This window comes from Idiomarina sp. D18 (assembly GCF_057748155.1).
In genome coordinates this window covers 1,387,825-1,408,856 of the sequence record NZ_CM173240.1, presented here as the reverse complement: position 1 = coordinate 1,408,856, position 21,032 = coordinate 1,387,825, and the positions used below count along the sequence as shown (strand labels likewise).

The window sequence follows — 21,032 nt, the reverse complement described above, 5'->3', positions numbered from 1 at the left end:
TATGAGTCAATCGATTACCATCTTAGGCGCGACGGGTTCTATTGGCCAGAATACGTTAGATGTCGTTGCTCGTCACCCTGATACTTATTCACTATTTGCCGTCACAGCTCATGGTAACGTGAGTGCCATGCTCGATATCGTGTGCCGTTATCAACCTCAGTATGCCGTGATGGTGGACGAACACGCAGCATCACAACTGCGTGCACAATTGCCGATGGATACGCGGACCGAAGTATTAGGTGGTGTGAGTGCATTATCTGACGTCAGTGCGTGTGCAGAAGTCGATGTCATTATGGCAGCGATAGTAGGTGCTGCTGGCCTGGCACCGACACTAGCGGCTATCAATTGCGGTAAACGTGTTTTGCTCGCTAATAAAGAAGCGTTAGTGGTGAGCGGTGAGTTATTTATTAATGCCGCGCGTGAAAGTGGCGCTCAAATTCTTCCTGTTGATTCAGAGCATAATGCAATATTTCAATGTTTACCGGATAGCGCACAACAGCAAGTCGGCTACATGCAACTGAATAATCATGGCATTGATAAACTGCTGCTAACGGGGTCGGGCGGGCCCTTTCGACATACTCCTATCGATGAGCTTGTTAACCAAACACCTCAACAGGCCTGCAATCACCCCAATTGGTCAATGGGACAGAAAATTTCTGTCGATTCTGCAACCATGCTCAATAAGGGTCTGGAATACATTGAGGCACGGTGGCTATTCAATTGTCGTCGGGAACAGCTTGATATTGTAATACATCCGCAGAGCGTTATTCACTCAATGGTACAATATGTTGATGGTTCAGTGATGGCGCAGATGGGAGAGCCTGACATGCGCACGCCTATTGCTCATGTATTAGGTTTCCCTGAGCGAATTTGCAGTGGTGTGAAGGGACTCGATTTCATGACGCTTGGTGAACTCAGTTTTATGCCAGTGGATTTTGCACGTTATCCTTGTCTGAAACTGGCGATAGATAGTTGTTGGCATGGACAGTCGGCAACGACCACTTTAAACGCTGCCAATGAGGTGGCGGTTGCAGCGTTTTTGAAAGGACAAATTCGCTTCACTGATATTGCTGAAGTGTGTGACTCAGCATTGCAAAACTTGGTGTCAGCGCACGTGGATTCGGTAGACGCACTTATGGCTATTGATGCACAAGCGCGACGTGCAGCATCACGACGTGTGGAGCAAGTTGTTTATGCTTGATTGGTTATGGTACGCCGGTTCGTTTGTAGTGACCTTAGGTATTTTGGTCGCTTTTCATGAGTTCGGACATTTTTGGGTGGCTCGACGCTGTGGCGTCAAGGTACTGACCTATTCGGTGGGGTTCGGTAAAGCGATATGGTCACGGGTGGCACGCGATGGTACGCGCTATCAAGTCGGTATTATTCCGCTAGGTGGCTATGTTCGTATGCTCGATGAACGTGTTGATGAGGTCAGTGAGCAAGACAAACATGTATCCTTTAATGCCCAGTCAGTGTATAAGCGCTTTGCCATTGTGGCGGCTGGACCGATTGCTAATTTCATTCTCGCCGTCGCTGTACTATGGCTTATGTTTGGTATTGGGGTCCCTACGGTTAAGCCCATTATAGGCGATGTTGCGCCCGGGTCTATTGCAGCACAAGCAGACTTTGTAGAGGGCAGTGAGATTGTAAAAGTCGACAACGTAGAAGCATACGATTGGCAGCAGGTACAACTCGGTTTGATGAGTGCCATTGGTAACGATGAACTCTCAATTACCGTAAGTAGCCCCGACGGCACGATACAGAAAAAAACCTTAAATATTTCGCAGTGGCAGTTTGATCCTGAAACGGAAACAACCTTTGGTAGCTTGGGGATTCAAGTTTACCGACCTAATGTTTCCACTACATTAGCGCAGGTTGTTGATGACTCTCCGGCGCAACAAGCGGGTCTAGAAGCGGGCGATAAAGTGACCGAGCTCAATGGTCAGCCGCTAGAAAGCTGGCAACAATTGACTGGAACTATCGCCGAGTCCGCAGGAGTTGCCTTGACCTTGACTATCGAGCGCCAAGGAGCCGAACAAAAAATAACTGTTATTCCTGGTGAACGCGAACGAGGTTCTGATGTCATAGGTTACCTAGGCATCGCCCCTGAGGTAGGAGAGTTGCCCGAGGGCTATGTGTTCAACCATCAATATGGTATTGTCGGTGGTTTAATGAAAGGCGCTGAGCAGACATGGGAACTCATGGTTGTAAGCGTCAAAATGATTGGAAAGCTAATCACGGGCGATGTGTCCGTAAAAAATCTCGCTGGCCCTTTGAGTATTGCTGAAGGCGCTGGCGTTAGCGCGAGTAGTGGATTTGTTTATTTTCTCAGCTTTCTCGCGCTATTAAGTGTAAATTTAGGGATAATCAATCTGGTGCCTTTACCCATGCTTGACGGGGGACATTTAGCATTTTTCGTTGCTGAATGGGTGAGAGGGAAGCCGGTGTCAGAAAAAGTTCAAGACATCTGTTACCGGATTGGTGGTGCGTTAGTCTTTGCATTGATGATAATCGCCATAAGTAATGACATCATGCGCTTCGCATTCTAATTCAAAGTCAACAATAAGTAGCTAGTTATAATGACGTTTAAAAAGCTGTTAGTGAGTGCCATGGTTGCGGCGGCTGTTTCGCCCGCAGCGCAAGCACAAGATGAATTTGTTGTCCAAGATATCGAAGTTAAAGGTTTACAACGTGTGGCACTCGGTGCTGCGTTGACATATATTCCTGTTCGAGTGGGTGATGAAGTGTCAGAGCTGCAAATTCGCAGTGCGATCAAATCACTCTATTCGTCTACTCACTTCGATTACATCGAAGCAGTACGTGACAATGACACGTTGATTTTCCGTGTCAGTGAGCGTCCAACAATTGCTGAAATTACCTTCGAGGGTAATAATGATATTAAGGACGAGCAGTTAGAGCAGAGCCTCCAAGATAACAACATTATTCAAGGAGAGCCGCTTGATCGAACGACGATCTCAGGTATCGAGAAAGGGTTAGAAGACTTTTATCAAAGTGTCGGTAAGTATAACGCTCAGGTTGACCTTGAGGTGGTTGAATTACCGCGTAATCGTGTCGAGCTTCGCATGAACTTTGAAGAAGGCGATGCCGCTGAAATTGCACAAATCAACATTGTCGGTAACAAGGCATTTCCAGACGAACTGCTTTTAGATACTTTTGAGTTGCGCGATAAATTACCGTGGTGGAATATCATCGGCGAAAAACGCTACCAGAAAGAGCAATTAAGTGGCGACTTAGAAACACTCGAATCTTATTATCGCGATCGCGGCTATCTTCAGTTCCAAGTTGAATCGGTACAGGTTTCTGTCACGCCTGATAAGTCGGGTGTCTACATCACGGTCAATGTGAATGAGGGCGAGAAATATTACGTAAGCGAAACTGATGTAATTGGTGATTTGAAAGGTCATGAGGACATCGTTAATCGCTTAACTACGATTAAAGAGGGGACGCTATATAATGCGGCTCAAGTCACTTATATTGAAGACCTCGTTGGTCGTTTCTTCGGTGGCTATGGGTATGCCTACCCAGAAGTAAAGGCGATTCCTGAGCGTAATGACGAAGACAAAACCGTTAAACTGACGTTCTCAGTCAATCCAGGTAATCGCGTTTACGTTCGTCGCATTGCGTTTGAGGGTAATTCAACGACCGAAGACCAAGTCTTGCGTCGTGAAATGCGTCAGCTTGAAGGTGCATGGCTATCAGATAACAAGGTCGAGCAAGGTAAAGTGCGCCTAGAGCGACTCGGCTTTTTCGAAACGGTTGAGACTTCGACGGAAAAAGTGGAAGGACAACCTGATCAAGTGGATGTCACGTATAAGGTAAAAGAGCAACCTTCAGGTTCATTTACGGCGGGTATTGGTTACGGTGACTATTCAGGCCTGCAACTCAACGCCGGTATTCAGCAAAGTAACTTTTTGGGTACGGGTAATCGCGCAGGTATCAATGTATCGACCAGTCGTTTCCAGAAGAACTTCAGCGTTTCGTATACCGACCCTTACTTTACTACCAACGGTGTGTCTTTGTCGGGCCAGGTGTTTTTAAGTGAATTCGATGCGGGACGAGCAGAAAACTTAATTCGGTACAATCAGCGCACCTATGGTGTCGGTAGTACGATTGGTTTCCCGGTTGACGAAATCAACAGCTTTAGTTTTGGTGTTGGCTACAAGCGCCAAGAGGTGACGAACGTCGATGGTTACGAGCAAATACGTAAGTTTTATCAAGCGTTTTTAAACCCTGAGAGCCCTGATTCAGGCGTTGGCTTTGATATCTACGACTTCAATGTTGGCTGGTCTCGAGTCACCCTTAACCGCGGTACATTCCCTACATCAGGTTCATCTCAACGTGCATCTTTTGAAGTGTCTGCGCCCTTTAGTGATATTCAATATTTCCAGGTGGGCTATGACTTTAAATATTATTGGCCATTATCTGATGATCAACAATGGACATTATTGACACGTTTTAATCTCGGTTATGGTAATGGTTATGGTGCCGATGACGCCGGCAACGATTACTTACTGCCGTTCTGGGAATCTTTCCGCGTTGGTGGACAGGGCGACTTGCGAGGCTTTGAGCCGAATACGGTAGGTCCTCGTGCTATTTATAGTTATGCGGATCAAGTCGCAACGCCGCCAGACTGGACAGGTTTGCCGGGCGGTTATCCGGCAGGTTCAGATGCTGAATCCATCACCGTGAGTCGTTATGCCGTTGGTGGTAATGCCAAAGTTGTGGGAGGGGTTGAACTTATTGTGCCAACGCCGTTTATTGATGAAAGTATGCGTAACACTGTGCGTACAAGTATTTTCGTTGATGTCGGTACCGTTTGGGATACTGAGTTTGACTATGAGAAGTATAAAGGCTTAGATTTAATAGGTCAGAGTCAGCCACTCAGCGACTACAGCGATCCAGGTGACTTCCGTGTTTCAGCCGGTGTATCTGTGCAATGGATTTCGCCGATGGGACCGCTCACTTTCTCTCTAGGTAGAGCGCTTAAAGAAGTGGAAGGCGACGAAACTCAGATATTCTCGTTCAACATCGGTACGACATTCTGATAAAGTATCGATGTAGACCGTTCAAGGCGATAGGTTCGCAATAAAAGAACAACAAATTTTTTGAGGAGTTAATTTTGAAAAAGTTAGTGAAAACAACCGTTGCAGCGCTGGCTGTTTCTAGTGCAATGTTTGCGGGTGCGGCGAGCGCACAACAGAAAATTGGCGTTGTTGACATGATGCAAGTGTTTCAACAATTGCCACAACGTGAGCAAATCTCACAGCAATTGCAAACTGAGTTTCAGGACCGTTTTGAAGAAATGCGTCAGTTAGAGCAAAAAATCCAAGAGCTTCGTCAGAAGCAAGAACGTGACGCATCTGTCATGTCTGCGGAAGAAAAGACGCAATTGAATCGTGAACTCGAGCAACTCGTTGCTGAGGCACAGTTAAAAAGCAAGGCGTTACAAGAAGATACGCGTCGTCGTCAAGCGGAAGAGCGGGATGAGTTATTAGGCAAGGTACAGAATGCCATTAATGCCGTTGCTGAAGCCGGTGATTATGATTTGGTATTGCAAAGTAACGCAGTTGCGTTCATGAAGTCTGATAATGATTTGTCTTCAAAAGTTGTTGAGCGTATGAGCGGCAATTCAGGTAACTAATCAATGACAGAATACTCTTTAAAGCAGTTAGCAGAGTATGTTGATGGTGAGGTTCGCGGCGACGCGAACCTTGTTGTTACTGGCATAGGAACGTTGCAGTCTGCGTCTGCGACGCAAATAGCTTTTTTGGCCAACAGTCGCTACAAAAGCCAGCTTGAATCAAGTCATGCGGGCGCAGTTATACTCTCACCGAAAGATGTAGAAGACACGCCTGCGATAAATGCCATCGTAGTCAACAATCCCTATGCCGCTTTTGCCAAAATTGCTCAACGCCTCGATACTACCCCGGCACCAGCCGAGGGCGTCGCCGAGACTGCGCGCGTACATCCCACAGCTAAGCTTGGTAGCAATGTTGCTTTAGGCGAGTACGTTGTGATTGAGGCGGGCGCAGTGATTGGTGATAATGTGGCGATAGGGTCGCATGCTCACATCGGACCTGAAGTGAGTATCGGGGAAAATACTCGAATTTGGTCAGGTGTGCACATTTACCACCGTTGTGTTATCGGCGCTCAATGTAATGTCCATTCGGGGGCAGTGATTGGCGCAGACGGATTTGGTTGGGCACCTGAAAATGGTCAATGGCTAAAAATACCTCAAATTGGCCGTGTGATCATCGGCAACGATGTAGAAATTGGGGCAAGTACCACAGTCGATAGAGGCGCGTTAGACGATACAGTGATAAGTAACGGCTGTATTATTGACAACCAGTGCCAAATTGCACACAACGTATTTATTGATGAAAATACGGCCATCGCGGGTTGTACCGTATTGGCGGGAAGCTGTCGTATTGGTAAACGTTGTATGATCGGCGGTGCATCAGCCATTAATGGTCACATCAGTATTTGTGATGATGTGCAAATTATGGGTTTTGCCATGGTCATTAAAGAAATCAATGAACCTGGCGTTTATGCTTCGGGTATCCCCGCAGCCAGTCATCGCGAGTGGCGCAGAAACGGGGCGCGTTATCGTCAGTTAGATGACCTTTTCAAACGTGTAAAAGGTATCGAGCAAGAACTGCAAAAAATTAAGTAAAGGGAGAGGATGTTGAAAGCCACTGACTCTGGATTTGATATTCAAGGTGTACTCGACTTACTGCCACACCGCTATCCATTTTTATTGATTGATCGTGTAATTTCTTGTGATTGCGAGAAAGAGATTCATGCAATTAAAAATGTGAGTTTCAATGAGCCGATGTTTAACGGCCATTTTCCGGGTAATCCAATTTTTCCAGGGGTCTTATTACTTGAAGGCTTAGCGCAAGCAGCGGGACTGCTAGGATTCCGCATCACTGAGCAAAAATCGACTGCAAACGATTTATACTTGTTTGCTGGTATCGATAATGCGCGTTTTAAACGGCAAGTTATTCCCGGCGATACGATTCACTTTCACGTAACGTTTGAAAAAGAGCGTCGTGGTATTTGGAAGTTTTCAGGCCGCGCTGAAGTTGAAGGTGAATTGGCCGCGTGTGCAGACATCATTTGCGCGAGAAGGGAAGTCTAGTGATCCACGAAACGGCAATTATAGATTCGTCTGCTAAACTCGGCGCTAATGTCTCTGTCGGGCCGTGGACATTCATTGGTCCTGACGTAGAAATAGGTGATGATTGCGACATTCGATCGCATGTGGTGATTAAAGGCCCTACGAAAATTGGTGCACGAAATACGATTTATCAGTTTGCCAGCGTGGGTGAGGACTGCCAAGATAAAAAATACGCTGGCGAGCCGACACAACTAGTGATTGGCGACGATAACGTTATCCGAGAATCAGTGACAATTCATCGTGGCACAGTTCAAGATGAGGGTATCACCCGTATTGGTGATCGAAACCTGTTTATGGCGTATGTCCATGTGGCGCACGACTGCATCATTGGTAATGACAACATTTTTGCCAATTTAGTGACGTTAGCAGGTCACGTTCACGTTGGCGATCAAGTCATTCTGGGTGGCTTAACAGGGGTACACCAGTTTTGCCATATTGGCTCGCACGCGTTTGCAGCCGTTAACTCAATCGTTGTACAAGATATTCCACCCTTTATTATGGCACAAGGACATAATGCGCGTCCTCGTACAATTAATTCAGAGGGATTAAAGCGCCGGCAATTTAGTGAGCATGAAATCCGTAATATTCGTCGCGCTTATAAATTGTTATATCGCTCGAGTTTAACGGTAGACGAGGCGTTAGAGCAAATTAGTGCACTTGAAGAGCCGAAACTCGACGAGTTTATTGAATTCGTTAAGCGCTCTCAAAGAGGCATTATTCGCCCCTAATGGATAAACCAGTGATGTCCGTGAAAGTTGCTTTGGTCGCAGGTGAGCACTCAGGAGATATTTTGGGTGCGGGTCTCATGGCGGCGTTAAAATCACGCTATGCAAATATTGAATTCGTGGGTGTTGGGGGGCCTCTTATGGAAAGTGAGGGGCTTCGCTCTTTTTTTCCCATGGAGGACCTATCTATCATGGGCGTGGCTGAAGTCCTTCGGCACTTACCTAAGTTATTAAAGCATCGTAAGCAACTCGTCACGTTTTTACGTCAGCAACAGCCAGATATTTTTATTGGAATTGATTCCCCAGATTTTAACCTTACGATTGAAAAAAGACTCAAAGACGTAGGTATTAAAACCGTTCATTATGTCAGTCCATCGGTTTGGGCGTGGCGAGAAGGTCGGATTAAAGGGATTAAAAAGGCTGTTGATCACGTGTTGTGCCTGCTTCCGTTTGAAAAGCAGTTCTATGATGAGCATGGATTGTCCGCGACCTTTGTTGGACATCCGTTGGCTGATGCTATTCCCCGAGAAACGAATAAAGCCGCCGCAAGACGACAACTGGGGTACCCCGAGTTAGGTCAATATGTGGGCTTACTACCGGGGAGTCGCAAAGGCGAGTTAGCGCGTATGGCGCCGACATTTTTACAGGTCTGTAAGGCACTAAAAAAGACCCATCCCGAGTTAAAGTTTATTGCTCCAATGGTCAATCAGGCGCGTGCGGATGAGTTTACTGCTCTGCTAGAAGATAATGACATGCAGACCGATGTCGAAGTGTGTCTCGGACATAGTAGAGAAGTAATGGGGGCGTGCGATTACCTACTGCTCACATCAGGAACGGTGGCGCTAGAGGCGTTATTAATCAAGCGTCCGATGGTCGTTGCTTATCGTTTTGCTTGGCTTTCTTATCAAATTATTAAACGGCTTTTTCATGCGCCTTTCTTCTCTTTACCCAACCTACTTGCGAATCGGGCTATCGTTCCAGAGTTGGCGCAAAGTGATGCAACGGTTGAACGGATCGTCGCACACATGGAACAGTTAATCGATGAAAACAACCAAGCGCTAGTCGCCGAGTTTGACCGTATCCATCAACAACTCGATCAGTCAGCGAGCGATGTGGCGGCGAATGTGATTTCAGATCTTCTAGAAAATCGAATGTAATCACGGAAAATCTGCGCTAATAATCCTAAAAAATATGTTCTATTATCACTGTAGTTGATAAATAGGAGATCAATAATGGGTTTGTTAGTTGATGGCGAGTGGCATGATAAGTGGTACGACACCAAAAAGCATGGCGGACGTTTCGTTAGAAGTGAGTCACAGTTTCGTAACAGTATCGAGCAGGGGGGCCCTTTCTTGCCAGAGTCGGGTCGCTATCATCTGTTTGTATCCTACGCATGCCCTTGGGCTCATAGAGCTCTAATTTTTAGAAAACTTAAAGGACTTGAGCAACATATTGATGTCTCAGTTGTTCATCCTTTGATGCTAGAAAATGGGTGGGAGTTTTCAGCTGCTCCGCTTAACGATCCGCTCTATCAGTCGGACTTTCTGTACCAATTATATCTGAAAGCTGATCCGAACTACTCCGGCCGTGTCACTGTGCCTGTGTTATGGGATAAGCAACAGGAAACTATCGTAAATAATGAGTCGGCAGAGATCATACGTATCTTTAACTCCGCGTTTAATGATTTAACCGGAAATGAGCTCGATTTTTATCCCGACCATCTGCAACAGGAAATTGATGAAGTCAATGAACGCGTTTATCACGGTATAAATAACGGTGTTTATAAATGTGGCTTTGCGACCGAACAGCGTGCGTATGAAGAGGCATTCAAAGCGTTATTTGACGCCTTAGAATGGGTTGAAGAGCGCCTAGACGGACGTGATTACTTAGTCGGCGACCAACTCACCGAAGCAGATTGGCGATTGTTTACCACGCTAGTACGTTTTGATGCCGTCTATTTTGGCCACTTCAAAGCTAATAAATACCGCATCAGTGATTATCCACGGATGCGTGACTATTTGAGCCGTTTGTTTCACTACCCGGGCGTTTCAGAAACGGTGGTAATGGATCATATTAAGCGCCATTATTATGGCAGCCATAAAACGATTAATCCCACTCAGATTATACCAGTGGGTCCTGAGTTATCATTCTAAGGAGTGGGTCATGGGTGTATTAAAACGCGTTAAGGGGATAGCGGCGCAAGACGGAGCGGGTGTTAAGCTATCTCGCATTATCAATCAGCCTGGCTTTAAACATCAGGACCCGTTTTTAATGCTGGACGAATTTCGCTCAGACGATCCCGATGATTATATTGCTGGTTTTCCACCACACCCTCACCGTGGTTTTTGTACGTTAACTTATATGCTGGCGGGTGAAATGGCTCATGAAGACTCGGTCGGCAACAAAGGGCTTGTTGGAGCGGGAGGTGTGCAGTGGATGAAAGCGGCTCGAGGAATTATCCATGCTGAAATGCCCAAGCAAACAGAAGGTCTTATGTGGGGGTTTCAATTATGGATAAACCTACCTGCCAAATTTAAGATGGATGCGCCCGAATGGTTCGACTACAAAGCAGATGTCATTCCAGAAGTTCATCTTCAGCAAAGTATGTTGCGATTGATCGCGGGTCGTTATGGCGAGCAAGAAGGACCGGTAAATTTACCTGAACAGCGTTTTTTAGTTGCTGACTTACGTTTTTCTGAAGCCAGCAGCGAAAAACTGGATATCATGGCCTACACAACGCAATTGCTATATGTGTATCAAGGCTCGATTACGCTTGACGGTGAGCAAGTTGAACGAGGCGAGCTTGTGGTCTTCGACGGCCCATTGAACACCAGTATTATTCATGGGGAGCAAGGCTCCGGCGTTATGTTGTTGTTGGGAGATGCAATAGGTGAACCTATCAGCCAATATGGTCCCTTTGTCATGAATACGACACAGGAGATAGAGCAAGCTATTCGTGATTACCAACAGGGAAGGCTGACTGAGGCTTAGCTAAGGTTAAAACGAGCAGTTTGTTTAATCAGCTGCTCGTAACGAGCGGCATGTGAATCCGTTAACGTTAAACCTTGTAGCGTACGTAAACATGAGAGGCATTCTTTTTTCAAGAAGCCAATTTCTTTATTCGAGTTTGCTTCGGCACAATATCGAACAGCAGCCTGTATAAAGTTAAGAGCGGCGCCGCTGTTGAGAGGAGCTACTTTTAGTGCTTCTCGGAAACTGTTGAGTGCTTCCTTATAAAAGCGCTCTTCATATTCTTTGATGCCGCGTTCATGTAGCTGTCGGAATTGACTGCGACGTTGTTCAGATCGTTTTACTCGATCTTTTAACAGACGGTCAGTGTATTCATCAACGGAGAACAGCTGTTGATACTGCTTCATAATGTCACCCGCTTTTTCAAATTCACCTAAATCCATCAAAATAGCGACGATATCGAAGCTTACTTCCTCAGGCAACGAGTGGCCTGCTGCTAAATCAACACCAAAAATTTGGTTAAGTCTGTCTTGAGCTTCGCGTAAGCGTCCGTTGAAAGCGTCGATGCGTGACAGTAATACGGACTCGATCGTTTCAAAAGCGATATCTGAATAAACGAGGTTTTCATCGTAGCGCGCACGCTGCAATTCCATGGTCGCTTCAGTTTGATATTTCGCTACTTGCTGGCGCGTTTCCGCATGCTCGGCGGCATCTAAGATGGAACGTAGATAATTGCACAGATGTTGCACGTTACGATGAACCGAAGTACGGGCGATTTGCAGTACATTGTTCATCGCTTGCTTGGCTATTTCGTAATTCTCTGAATCACGTGCGATGCGTGCTAGTAGAGTCTGCCGCTCGATCGAGAACGGCGCCATAGAAATGGCCATGCGGGCACTATCGAGGGCATCATCGAGCGCCGCCTTGCTGAGGTGACAGCGCGTTCTCAGATCGTGCGCTTCAATCGCATTCGGCATTTTTTTAATAACAATATTTAACAGTTCGAGTGCATCATCAGGGCGTTGCTGAAGTAAACGCGTTTCAGCCAGCTTTAAACTTGCCCAACTCTGACCACCTTCTTCCAATAAACGGGCAATCGCGGCATCAGCGGCCTCAAGTTGACCTGTTTTATTAAACAGTTCAATTTGTAATTTTTGACAGTAGTTGGCATAGCGACTTTGTGCGTCGATATGTTTTTGACAAGCGGTAATACACTGCTGATAGTCTTTATTAAACAATGTTTTGAATACATCTCTTAGCCACATTCTGCGTTTATAAGCTCTTAATAAACGCGCATGTAGAACGCGGTGTGAAAACGGTTTTGTCAGATAGTCGTCGGGCTGAAGCTCAAGTGCACTGAGTACCATTGGTCGCGTGTTGTCGCCAGTGATGATAAAAAATAGCGTTTCAGGCTTAAGCATACCGCGCTGCCGTAACTCCTCGAGCACTTGGCGACCGTTTTTTCCTCGGCCTAGATTGTAGTCAACCAACATAATGTCGTAGGGCCGACGCGCATAGGCTGCAATGCCCGCTTCACCGGTTCGTTTAGCGTCGACTTCTTTTGCACCGAGATTAATCAAAAGCCCCTTCAACATGACTTGAAAGGCTTTTTGATCCTCAATGATTAGGACACGTTTTTCCGATAAATCCAGTACTTCGCTCATACCGTAGACACTAATAGATGAATTAATGACAGCATACTGTCAAACATAAATTATGTTAAGTCTCTACTCGGTTTAACGCGCAATTTAAAGGGAAATAAGTAAATTATGAGAGTAGCATCCATTAAAGAAGGGCAAATTGAGTGGAATGAAGCGGAGCTATCAAAGGAACTCAGTGCTCACCAAGTAAAAATTGAAATTAGTCATGCAGGTATCAATCGCGCTGATCTAATGCAGGTCGCAGGAGCCTATCCACCTCCGCCGGGAGCGTCAGACATTCCCGGGCTCGAGTGTTGTGGTCAGATTATCGCTGTTGGCGATCAAGTGGATACTTTTGCAGTGGGGGACGATGTCTGCGCTTTGCTTGCCGCTGGGGGTTATGCTCAGCACGTCATTGTTGATCAACAACAAGTACTCCCGCTACCTCAAGGGTGGTCGAAAGCGCAAGGAGCAGGTTGGTTGGAAACTTTCGCGACCGCATATCTCAATGTTTTTCAATTGGCGCGTGTTAAACCGTCAGAGCGAGTGCTGGTGCATGCGGCAGCGGGAGGAGTTGGCACATCCCTACTTCAATTATGCAAAGAGAAAGGAATTAGTACGGTCGCGGTGGTAGGAACTGACGAAAAGCAAACTTTTTGCCAAAAGTTGGGCGCGAGTTTGTCGATAAATCGACATCATGAGCGAGACTGGAACGCTATAGAGAGAGAAGGCATTGACGTGATATTGAATCCCATCGGCGGTGACTCTATTGCCCGAGACCAACGCTTTTTAAATACCGAAGGTCGCATCGTGCTAATCGGTTTAATGGGGGGACGTGAGGGTCAGGTCGACTTTGGACGAATGCTAATCAAGCGACAACGTATCATCGGCTCAACGCTCCGGGCACTCTCCGCTGAACGCAAGGGGGCCATTTTGAGTGAATTGTGGGCGGAATTTGGAGACGCATTCAATGCGCGTCGGGTTATGTCTATGATTGATCAAGTGGTGCCCGCAACGGATGTGAATGAAGCGATGGACTACATGCGCGAAAATCGAACGTTTGGAAAAATAGTATTGGATATGAACGCTTAATAAGAAGAAGTGGTGGAGGGGGCAGGATTCGAACCTGCGAAGGCTGAGCCGTCAGATTTACAGTCTGATCCCTTTGACCGCTCGGGAACCCCTCCATCAGAAGAGCGCGTATGATAGCAACCTGAACTCTGTTGTAAAGGGTAAACTAAAAAAACTCATTGTTTCTCGTACTTTGCCGATATGACTGATATGTCAGTCAGCGGAGTTAGCAATGCAAGTGGTACGAGAACCACAATTGGATTCCTTTGTTAAAACAGCAGAGTCGTTTGCCAACGAAGCAATCAATGACGGTTTTGCCGCGACTTTTGCTTACTGGGTATCGGCACTGAGTGATAGGCCTGCCGTTGAAGGGATGACACCACCCGAGCCGAACTGGCAACGAAGGATTGGTGCTGCACGACCACGCCCACTGGATGCTGGCGGTCATTATAAATTGCCGGCTGGCGTTTATAACGATGCGTCTGAGCTGACCCAGCAGCGCCTTGTTGATGCCTTGAATCCGCAACCTCTTGTCTTAGACGCGTCGCCCAATCGTCTACCATTGGAGCTCATTGCAAACTTGGATTGGCAAACGAGACAGCGTCGTCAACGTAGCAAGCTCGTCAAGCCACAGCCGCAGCGACGCTCCAACCCATCTCGTTTGTACGATGTTTTGCAGTCGATGGGTATAGAAGATCAGCAACCGCTCATGTAAGCTGACATCTTTCCAGTTGTCAGTACAAGAATGGGCATGAAAATTCATCCACAAGATGCAGAACGTATTGAGCAATTTGTTGAGCATTTATGGCTTGCTCACGGTGTGAGTGAAAATACGCAAGCAGCTTACCGCAGTGACTTAAAGAAGTTTTGCGAGTTTTTGGCACAACACAGATTGGGTCTTCATCAGTTAACATCTGCGGTCGTGCAAGATTATTTGCTTTGGCGTCGTTCTCAGGGTCTGTCACCGCGGAGTACATCACGATTTTTGAGTGCTATGAAAAAGCTGACGCCATACGCCATAAAGTCGGGCTGGTTTGCCACCGATCCGATCGCTAAGCTTAAACGTCCTAAAATGAGCCCCGCAGTACCTCACTCACTGACTGAATCCGATGTGTTGTCCCTATTAGATGCACCTGATGTCGATACGCCCATTGGTTTGCGTGATAGAGCGATGCTCGAAGTATTGTACGCAACCGGTTTGCGAGTAACGGAACTGGTCCGGTTACAATATGACCAAGTCTCATTGGCACAAGGCTTGGTGCGCGTTGTCGGTAAAGGTGATAAAGAACGGTTAGTGCCGTTGGGTGAGGAAGCTATCGAATGGCTATCGCGGTATATGAAATCGGGTCGTCCAGTCCTCAGCGAGCGTCAGTCGGCTTGGGTGTTTATTACTCAGCGAGGGACGTTGTTAACGCGGCAAGCTTTTTGGTATCGGATCCGAACTTATGCCGAACAGGCGCAGATCAATAGCCATTTGTCGCCTCATACACTGCGTCATGCGTTTGCTACTCACTTGCTTAATCATGGCGCTGACTTAAGGGTACTGCAAATGTTGCTGGGGCATAGCGATCTGTCAACAACACAAATTTATACACAAGTAGCAAAAGAGCGCTTGCAGCAAATGCATGCAACGTTCCATCCACGAGGATAATCGAGGTCAATATGAAGTTGTTTCCTAGTCTTAGCGCCGTTGCGGTGTCGTTCTTGTTTTTGTCGGTCAATGCACTGGCTGAGCAACAGCCAGACGTGAGTAAATTGGAACGTTTGGGTGTCGAGATCTCAACTATAAAGCCAGCGGGCATTGATGGCCTGTATGAGCTGTCCACTAATCAGGGAATCGTTTACATGACCGCTGATGGTGAACACTTGCTAGTCGGAAACCTGTATCAGTTGGGTGAGGGCGCACCGTTGAATGAAACTGAGCAGGCATTAAAGGCATTGCGAAAAGAAAAAGTGGCTGAACACCAAGATGAAATGATTGTTTATCCATCATCTAAGCAACAGTATGCCATTACTATTTTTACCGATACAACCTGTGGCTATTGTCGGAAATTGCATCACAACTTGGGAAGTTATCTTGATAAAGGCATTACTATTCAGTATTTGGCATTTCCGCGGGGTGGCCTAGCTTCGAAGGGCGGACGGGAATTACAGCAAGCTTGGTGTGCAAAAGATAGCGCCAAAGCGTTGTCATCACTATTCAATGATCAAGCGATCCGCGCCACTACCTTATGCGATAATCCCGTCGCTGAACACTACCAGCTAGGACAGATGCTGGGTGTAACAGGAACGCCCGCCGTAGTTTTACCGAGCGGTCGTATGTTGCCCGGAATGCGAACAGCAGATGCAATCATTGATGAAATTAAAGCTGATAACGAGTTATGACGTTCAAAGTAGTTAAGCGTTATCCGGAGCACTTCGCCGAACAGCTACCAGCGGACTGGCCTGCGATCATTCGACAAATTTTAGCGCATCGAGGGGTTACTCGACCCGAGCAACTCGATCTTCGTTTGCAGGGTATGGCGCATTTTTCTCAGTTGCGAGGTATTGACGCGGCATGTGAAGCGATGCTAGAGGCACGTGAACACAATGAAGCGATTGTCATCTGTGGTGACTTTGACGCGGATGGTGCAACCAGTACCGCATTATTGATGTCCGCTCTACCGCAGTTAGGTTTCACCAAAGTCACTTATCGCGTGCCGAATCGAATGACTGAGGGGTATGGCCTTTCAGCAGCGATTGTTGAGCAGTTAGCGGAGCAACAGGTGGGGCTGATACTCACGGTCGATAATGGTATTGCCGCACATGATGCGGCAATACGCGCCGCCGAATTAGGAATCAAGTTAGTCATTACCGATCATCATTTAGCCCCTGCGTCATTACCGCCAGCGGCTGCGATAGTCAATCCTAATCAACCCGGCTGTGAGTTTCCGAGCAAAGCGTTAGCCGGTGTCGGCGTTGCATTTTATCTATTGGCGGCATTACGCGCACGATTGCGCGAAACGGGTGAGCAGACACCCAATTTAGCAGACTTTCTTGACTTGGTGGCCTTAGGTACCGTTGCCGACGTGGTGCCGCTCGATAAAAACAACCGTATTTTGGTTCAGCAAGGCCTCAATCGTATTAAAGCAGGTCAGTGTCGCGCCGGCATACGCGCATTAATTGAGCAAAGTGGTCGCGATATTGCAAAGTTACAAGCGAGTGACTTGGGATTTGCCATAGGGCCTCGTATAAATGCCGCGGGGCGCCTTGATGATATCAGCCTGGGTATCGAATGTTTGCTGGCGCCGTCTGAGCGTGCGCAACAGCTTGCTCAAACATTATGTGACTTGAATAAACAGCGACGGGAAATTGAGGCGGACATGAAAGCTGAGGCTGAGTCCATTGTGAGTCAGCTTCAGCTCGATAATCAAGGTCAGCTGCCGAATGTCATTGTGCTCTATAACGAACAATGGCATAGCGGGGTAATTGGTATCGTCGCAGGGCGTGTAAAGGAGCGAACCCATCGTCCGGTAATCGTGTTTGCTAAAGAAAGTGATACCCATTTAAAAGGCTCCGCGCGCTCAATTGATGGTGTACATATTCGCGACCTGCTTGAGCGTGTGGACACTCAATATCCCGATGTAATTGAACGTTTTGGCGGTCATGCGATGGCCGCTGGACTGTCTTTAGCCGAAGCACAACTAAACACCTTTCAAAGCGCAGTGTCGCAAGCGGCAGCTGATTGGCTGACTGATGAGGTTGTACAACCCGTTATCTGGTCCGATGGTCAGTTATCCGATAAACAATTAACGGTTGAATTTATTCAGCAACTCGAACGTTTTGGGCCTTGGGGACAAAAGTTTCCAGAACCTATTTTTGATGGCGAGTTTCGGATACTGCAGCAGCGTATCGTGGGGGAAAAGCATCTCAAGCTCGTCGTTCAAAGCCCCGAAGGCGGTATTTTCGATGCCATATCGTTTTATTGCGATATTGAGCAGTGGCCCAATCATCAGTGTCAGTGGGTCGAACTTGTCTATAAACCACAACTGAATCATTTTCGCGGACGTACTTCAGTGCAGTTGTTGGTGGAGCAACTGCGCGCTTTGCGGTAAAATACCCGTTTATGCCAATTAAACAACTAAGGGTCATGTGATGTTTGAGACAAACGCCACTTACAACGCCATTAAAGAGATGCGCTCACGTAGTGAGGCACTTAGGGGGTATCTTTGACTACGCTCATAAAAAGGAGCGTTTAGAAGAAGTTACCCGAGAACTTGAACAACCTGAAGTGTGGGATGATCCGCCCAAAGCCCAAAGTTTGGGTAAAGAGCGCGCTGCACTTGAGCAAGTGATTGAAACACTCGATAACTTAGAACAAGGGTTAGAGGATATCGAGGGTTTAGTCGACTTAGCTGTGGAAGCAGAGGATGAAACCACCTTTGATGAGGCTGAACAAGAGTTAAAAGAGTTATTGACTCAGCTAGAGGCGCTCGAATTTCGTCGCATGTTTTCACGCGACAATGACTCATCAGATTGCTACGTGGATATTCAGTCAGGCTCTGGGGGGACGGAAGCCCAAGACTGGGCAAACATGCTATTACGCATGTATTTGCGCTGGGCTGAAGCGCATGAATTCAAAACAGAGATTACCGAGCTTTCTGAAGGTGAGGTTGCGGGTATTAAATCGGCGACAGTGCGTATTGCAGGCGAATATGCATACGGTTGGTTGCGTACCGAAACAGGCGTACACCGGTTAGTGCGTAAATCGCCCTTTGATTCCGGCAACCGACGCCACACATCATTTGCATCGGTATTCATTTATCCTGAAGTCGACGATGATATTGAAATAGAAATTAATCCGTCAGATTTACGCATTGATACCTACCGCGCTTCTGGTGCGGGTGGACAGCACGTTAACCGGACGGATTCCGCGGTGCGAATAACCCATGAACCCACAGGGATTGTGGTGCAATGTCAAAGCGATCGCTCGCAACATAAAAATAAAGACTCTGCGATGAAGCAATTAAAAGCGAAATTGTATGAGTTAGAGATTCAAAAGCAGAACGAAGATAAACAGGCGCTGGAAGATTCAAAAGCGGATATCGGCTGGGGCAGTCAAATTCGTTCGTATGTGCTCGATGATGCGCGCATCAAAGATTTGCGTACCGGCATCGAGAACAGAAACACACAGGCGGTGTTAGATGGTGCGCTCGATCCATTTATCGAGGCCAGCTTAAAAAGCGGTCTGTAGCCAAGTTAAGTCGCGATAGAAACGTATTCGAAGAGGAAGCAAGATTATGACAGATAAGTCGCAAACGCCAGAAGTTGATGTAAACGAACAAATCGCGCAACGAAAAGCGAAGTTAGCGGCGTTACGCGAGAAGGGCGTTGCCTTTCCAAATGACTTTCGCCGTGATTCACTGGCAAAGGATCTTCACGCTGAGTATGACGAGGCGGACAAAGAGTCGCTTGAGCAACAGGGCGTTCGCGTTAAAGTCGCGGGTCGAATGATGACCCGTCGTATCATGGGTAAAGCGAGTTTTGCGACGATTCAAGATATGTCGGGAAAAATTCAGCTATACGTAGCCCGTGATAACTTGCCAGAGGGTTTTTATAACAGCGAATTCAAAAAGTGGGACTTAGGCGACATCATTGGCGCCAGTGGCGTATTGTTCAAAACCGGGACAGGCGAACTGAGTGTGTTAGTCGACGACGTGCGTTTATTGACCAAGGCGCTGCGTCCTCTACCAGATAAGTTTCACGGTTTGGCGGATCAAGAAACACGTTATCGTCAACGTTACCTTGACTTGATTACCAATGAGGAGTCTCGTAACACGTTTTTAGTGCGTTCGCGCGTCATTGATTACATTCGTCGCTACCTTAACGAACATCAATTCCTTGAAGTTGAGACGCCAATGATGCAAACCATTCCAGGCGGAGCTGCTGCGCGTCCATTTTCAACTCATCATAACGCGTTAGATATGGAGCTATTCCTAAGAATCGCTCCAGAGCTTTACCTCAAACGTCTCGTCGTCGGTGGTTTCGAAAAAGTATTTGAAATAAACCGCAACTTCCGTAATGAGGGATTATCGACTCGTCACAACCCTGAGTTCACCATGTTGGAGTTTTACTGGGGCTACGCAGACTATTTCGATTTGATGGATATGACGGAAGATATGCTACGGGGTATCGCTCAAGATGTATTGGGTTCAACCACATTTGAAAGTGGTGGCGTGACTTATGACTTCGGCCAGCGCTTCGAGCGCATGACGGTGTTAGAGGCGATTATTAAATATATGCCTGAAGTTACCGAGGAGCAGCTCAACGACCGCGAACAGGCGACCGCTATCGCAGAGCAAGTCGGTGTGGATGTCAATTCGGCTTGGGGTCTAGGAAAGATCCAGATTGAGATTTTCGAAACCGTTGCTGAACATCGTTTGATTCAGCCTACATTCATCACGGCGTATCCAGCAGAGGTGTCACCTTTGGCACGTCGTAATGACGAGAATCCATTTGTGACCGATCGCTTTGAGTTTTTTGCGGGTGGACGCGAGTTAGCCAATGGCTTCTCGGAGCTGAATGATGCAGAAGACCAAGCGCAACGCTTCCGCGATCAAGTGGAAGCTAAAGAGGCGGGCGATGATGAAGCAATGTTCTATGATGAAGACTATGTCACAGCGCTTGAACACGGCATGCCGCCAACCGCGGGTGAGGGTATCGGTATTGACCGTTTAGTGATGTTGTTGACAGATTCATCGACCATCCGAGACGTACTCTTATTCCCTCATATGCGTCCTAAAGCAGATTAAGTCCAAAATAATCTAACAGCCACCCTTGCCGGGTGGCTTTTTTTTGGTCTACCATTTAATAAATTAGAAAAAAGAGACAAGGAAACGTTCTTTACTATTCAATTTTATTAAACGTTATGCTTTGGAGATTGAATGTACCACTTAGAGTTTGACACACCGCTTGGGCACATGGTGGCTATGGCGAATGAGGCACATCTGACCGGTCTTTATTATAAAGATCAAAAGAATATGCCAGATTTAAGCCATTCGGTTGTCAACCATAAGCATCCTGTGTTGGTGCAAACACAAGCGCAACTTGAAGAGTACTTTGCTGGCGCGCGTCAGAAATTTAGCCTGCCTTTAAGAGTAAAAACGACAGAATTTCAACAGCAAGTGCTTTCGACACTTACACAAATAAAACCAGGCGACACATTATCGTATCAGTGTATTGCTCAGCGTATTGGACGACCTAAAAGCGTACGCGCTGTTGCTAATGCGGTTGCGAGAAATCCATTTATTATCGTCATTCCCTGTCACCGTGTGATAGGCATAAAAGGTGAACTAAAAGGTTTTTCGGCGGGAGTGCATCGAAAGCGAGCACTCATTAATCGAGAGCAAAAATTAAGGGGCGAATAATCGCCCCTCAATTCAATAA

The 21,032-nt window shown here is 46.9% G+C and carries 19 protein-coding genes and 1 tRNA gene; 18 read left to right on the top strand and 2 right to left on the bottom strand.

The window, feature by feature from the left end:
- Position 1 precedes the first annotated feature (1 nt).
- The 10 genes from ispC to AC3AP5_RS06750 all read left to right on the top strand — a co-directional run bounded on the left by ispC (position 2) and on the right by AC3AP5_RS06750 (position 10,917).
- Entirely contained in the window at positions 2-1,201 is a 1,200-nt protein-coding gene (ispC, locus tag AC3AP5_RS06795; RefSeq protein ID WP_487326355.1) for a 1-deoxy-D-xylulose-5-phosphate reductoisomerase, read from the top strand.
- Entirely contained in the window at positions 1,194-2,549 is a 1,356-nt protein-coding gene (rseP, locus tag AC3AP5_RS06790) for a sigma E protease regulator RseP (protein WP_006955313.1), read from the top strand. Before ispC ends, rseP begins: the two co-directional genes overlap by 8 nt.
- A 30-nt stretch (positions 2,550-2,579) precedes the next feature.
- A complete protein-coding gene (gene bamA, locus AC3AP5_RS06785) occupies positions 2,580-5,066 on the top strand; it encodes an outer membrane protein assembly factor BamA (RefSeq protein WP_348671172.1) in 2,487 nt (828 codons plus the stop codon).
- 74 nt (positions 5,067-5,140) lie between these two features.
- Complete coding sequence (locus AC3AP5_RS06780) at positions 5,141-5,662, top strand: OmpH/Skp family outer membrane protein (RefSeq protein WP_272977452.1); 522 nt, start codon at positions 5,141-5,143, stop codon at positions 5,660-5,662.
- Positions 5,663-5,665: 3 nt separating this feature from the next.
- Entirely contained in the window at positions 5,666-6,694 is a 1,029-nt protein-coding gene (gene lpxD / locus AC3AP5_RS06775; protein ID WP_272977451.1) for a UDP-3-O-(3-hydroxymyristoyl)glucosamine N-acyltransferase, read from the top strand.
- A 9-nt stretch (positions 6,695-6,703) separates the two neighbouring features.
- Positions 6,704-7,162, top strand: coding sequence for a 3-hydroxyacyl-ACP dehydratase FabZ (gene fabZ / locus AC3AP5_RS06770; RefSeq protein WP_006956098.1), 459 nt, complete (start codon positions 6,704-6,706; stop codon positions 7,160-7,162).
- Positions 7,162-7,929, top strand: a complete 768-nt coding sequence (gene lpxA, locus AC3AP5_RS06765; RefSeq protein ID WP_006956097.1) for an acyl-ACP--UDP-N-acetylglucosamine O-acyltransferase — start codon at positions 7,162-7,164, stop codon at positions 7,927-7,929. The genes fabZ and lpxA overlap by 1 nt, the downstream gene beginning before the upstream one ends.
- Positions 7,929-9,083, top strand: coding sequence for a lipid-A-disaccharide synthase (lpxB, locus tag AC3AP5_RS06760; protein ID WP_272977450.1), 1,155 nt, complete (start codon positions 7,929-7,931; stop codon positions 9,081-9,083). The genes lpxA and lpxB overlap by 1 nt, the downstream gene beginning before the upstream one ends.
- Positions 9,084-9,158: 75 nt before the next feature.
- Positions 9,159-10,079, top strand: a complete 921-nt coding sequence (locus AC3AP5_RS06755) for a glutathione S-transferase family protein (RefSeq protein ID WP_272977449.1) — start codon at positions 9,159-9,161, stop codon at positions 10,077-10,079.
- A 10-nt stretch (positions 10,080-10,089) separates the two neighbouring features.
- Complete coding sequence (locus tag AC3AP5_RS06750; RefSeq protein ID WP_006956094.1) at positions 10,090-10,917, top strand: pirin family protein; 828 nt, start codon at positions 10,090-10,092, stop codon at positions 10,915-10,917.
- Here the strand turns inward: AC3AP5_RS06750 and AC3AP5_RS06745 are convergent.
- A complete protein-coding gene (locus tag AC3AP5_RS06745) occupies positions 10,914-12,560 on the bottom strand; it encodes a response regulator (RefSeq protein WP_487326354.1) in 1,647 nt (548 codons plus the stop codon). The two genes, AC3AP5_RS06750 and AC3AP5_RS06745, sit on opposite strands and share 4 nt — an antisense overlap.
- Before the next feature lie 105 nt (positions 12,561-12,665).
- Here AC3AP5_RS06745 and AC3AP5_RS06740 point away from each other — a divergent pair, with 105 nt between their 5' ends.
- A complete protein-coding gene (locus AC3AP5_RS06740) occupies positions 12,666-13,628 on the top strand; it encodes an NAD(P)H-quinone oxidoreductase (RefSeq protein ID WP_487326353.1) in 963 nt (320 codons plus the stop codon).
- A gap of 10 nt (positions 13,629-13,638) precedes the next feature.
- Here AC3AP5_RS06740 and AC3AP5_RS06735 read toward each other — a convergent pair.
- A tRNA-Tyr gene (locus AC3AP5_RS06735) sits at positions 13,639-13,723 on the bottom strand.
- 116 nt (positions 13,724-13,839) lie between these two features.
- On the opposite strand from AC3AP5_RS06735, the gene AC3AP5_RS06730 reads away from it, so the two are divergent.
- From AC3AP5_RS06730 to AC3AP5_RS06700, 7 genes are all read left to right on the top strand, one after another.
- A complete protein-coding gene (locus AC3AP5_RS06730; RefSeq protein WP_487326352.1) occupies positions 13,840-14,322 on the top strand; it encodes a VC2046/SO_2500 family protein in 483 nt (160 codons plus the stop codon).
- Positions 14,323-14,358: 36 nt separating this feature from the next.
- Positions 14,359-15,258 (top strand): site-specific tyrosine recombinase XerD, encoded by a 900-nt coding sequence (xerD, locus tag AC3AP5_RS06725; RefSeq protein ID WP_487326351.1) that lies wholly within the window; start codon positions 14,359-14,361, stop codon positions 15,256-15,258.
- Positions 15,259-15,269: 11 nt separating this feature from the next.
- Positions 15,270-15,992 (top strand): thioredoxin fold domain-containing protein, encoded by a 723-nt coding sequence (locus AC3AP5_RS06720; RefSeq protein ID WP_272977445.1) that lies wholly within the window; start codon positions 15,270-15,272, stop codon positions 15,990-15,992.
- The gene (gene recJ, locus AC3AP5_RS06715; protein WP_487326350.1) at positions 15,989-17,701 is read left to right on the top strand and encodes a single-stranded-DNA-specific exonuclease RecJ; all 1,713 of its coding nucleotides are present in this window, start codon (positions 15,989-15,991) and stop codon (positions 17,699-17,701) included. The genes AC3AP5_RS06720 and recJ overlap by 4 nt, the downstream gene beginning before the upstream one ends.
- 40 nt (positions 17,702-17,741) lie before the next feature.
- Positions 17,742-18,840, top strand: a protein-coding gene (gene prfB / locus AC3AP5_RS06710; protein WP_116287553.1) for a peptide chain release factor 2 whose coding sequence is annotated in 2 segments (ribosomal slippage) — positions 17,742-17,816 and positions 17,818-18,840 — 1,098 coding nt in all. Because the reading frame shifts where the segments join, the coding sequence is not laid out codon by codon here.
- Positions 18,841-18,886: 46 nt separating this feature from the next.
- Positions 18,887-20,398: a lysine--tRNA ligase gene (gene lysS, locus AC3AP5_RS06705; RefSeq protein ID WP_006956086.1), complete on the top strand. Its 1,512-nt coding sequence runs from the start codon at positions 18,887-18,889 to the stop codon at positions 20,396-20,398.
- Between the two features lie 132 nt (positions 20,399-20,530).
- Positions 20,531-21,013 (top strand): methylated-DNA--[protein]-cysteine S-methyltransferase, encoded by a 483-nt coding sequence (locus AC3AP5_RS06700; RefSeq protein WP_287831537.1) that lies wholly within the window; start codon positions 20,531-20,533, stop codon positions 21,011-21,013.
- The last annotated feature ends 19 nt before the right edge of the window (positions 21,014-21,032 follow it).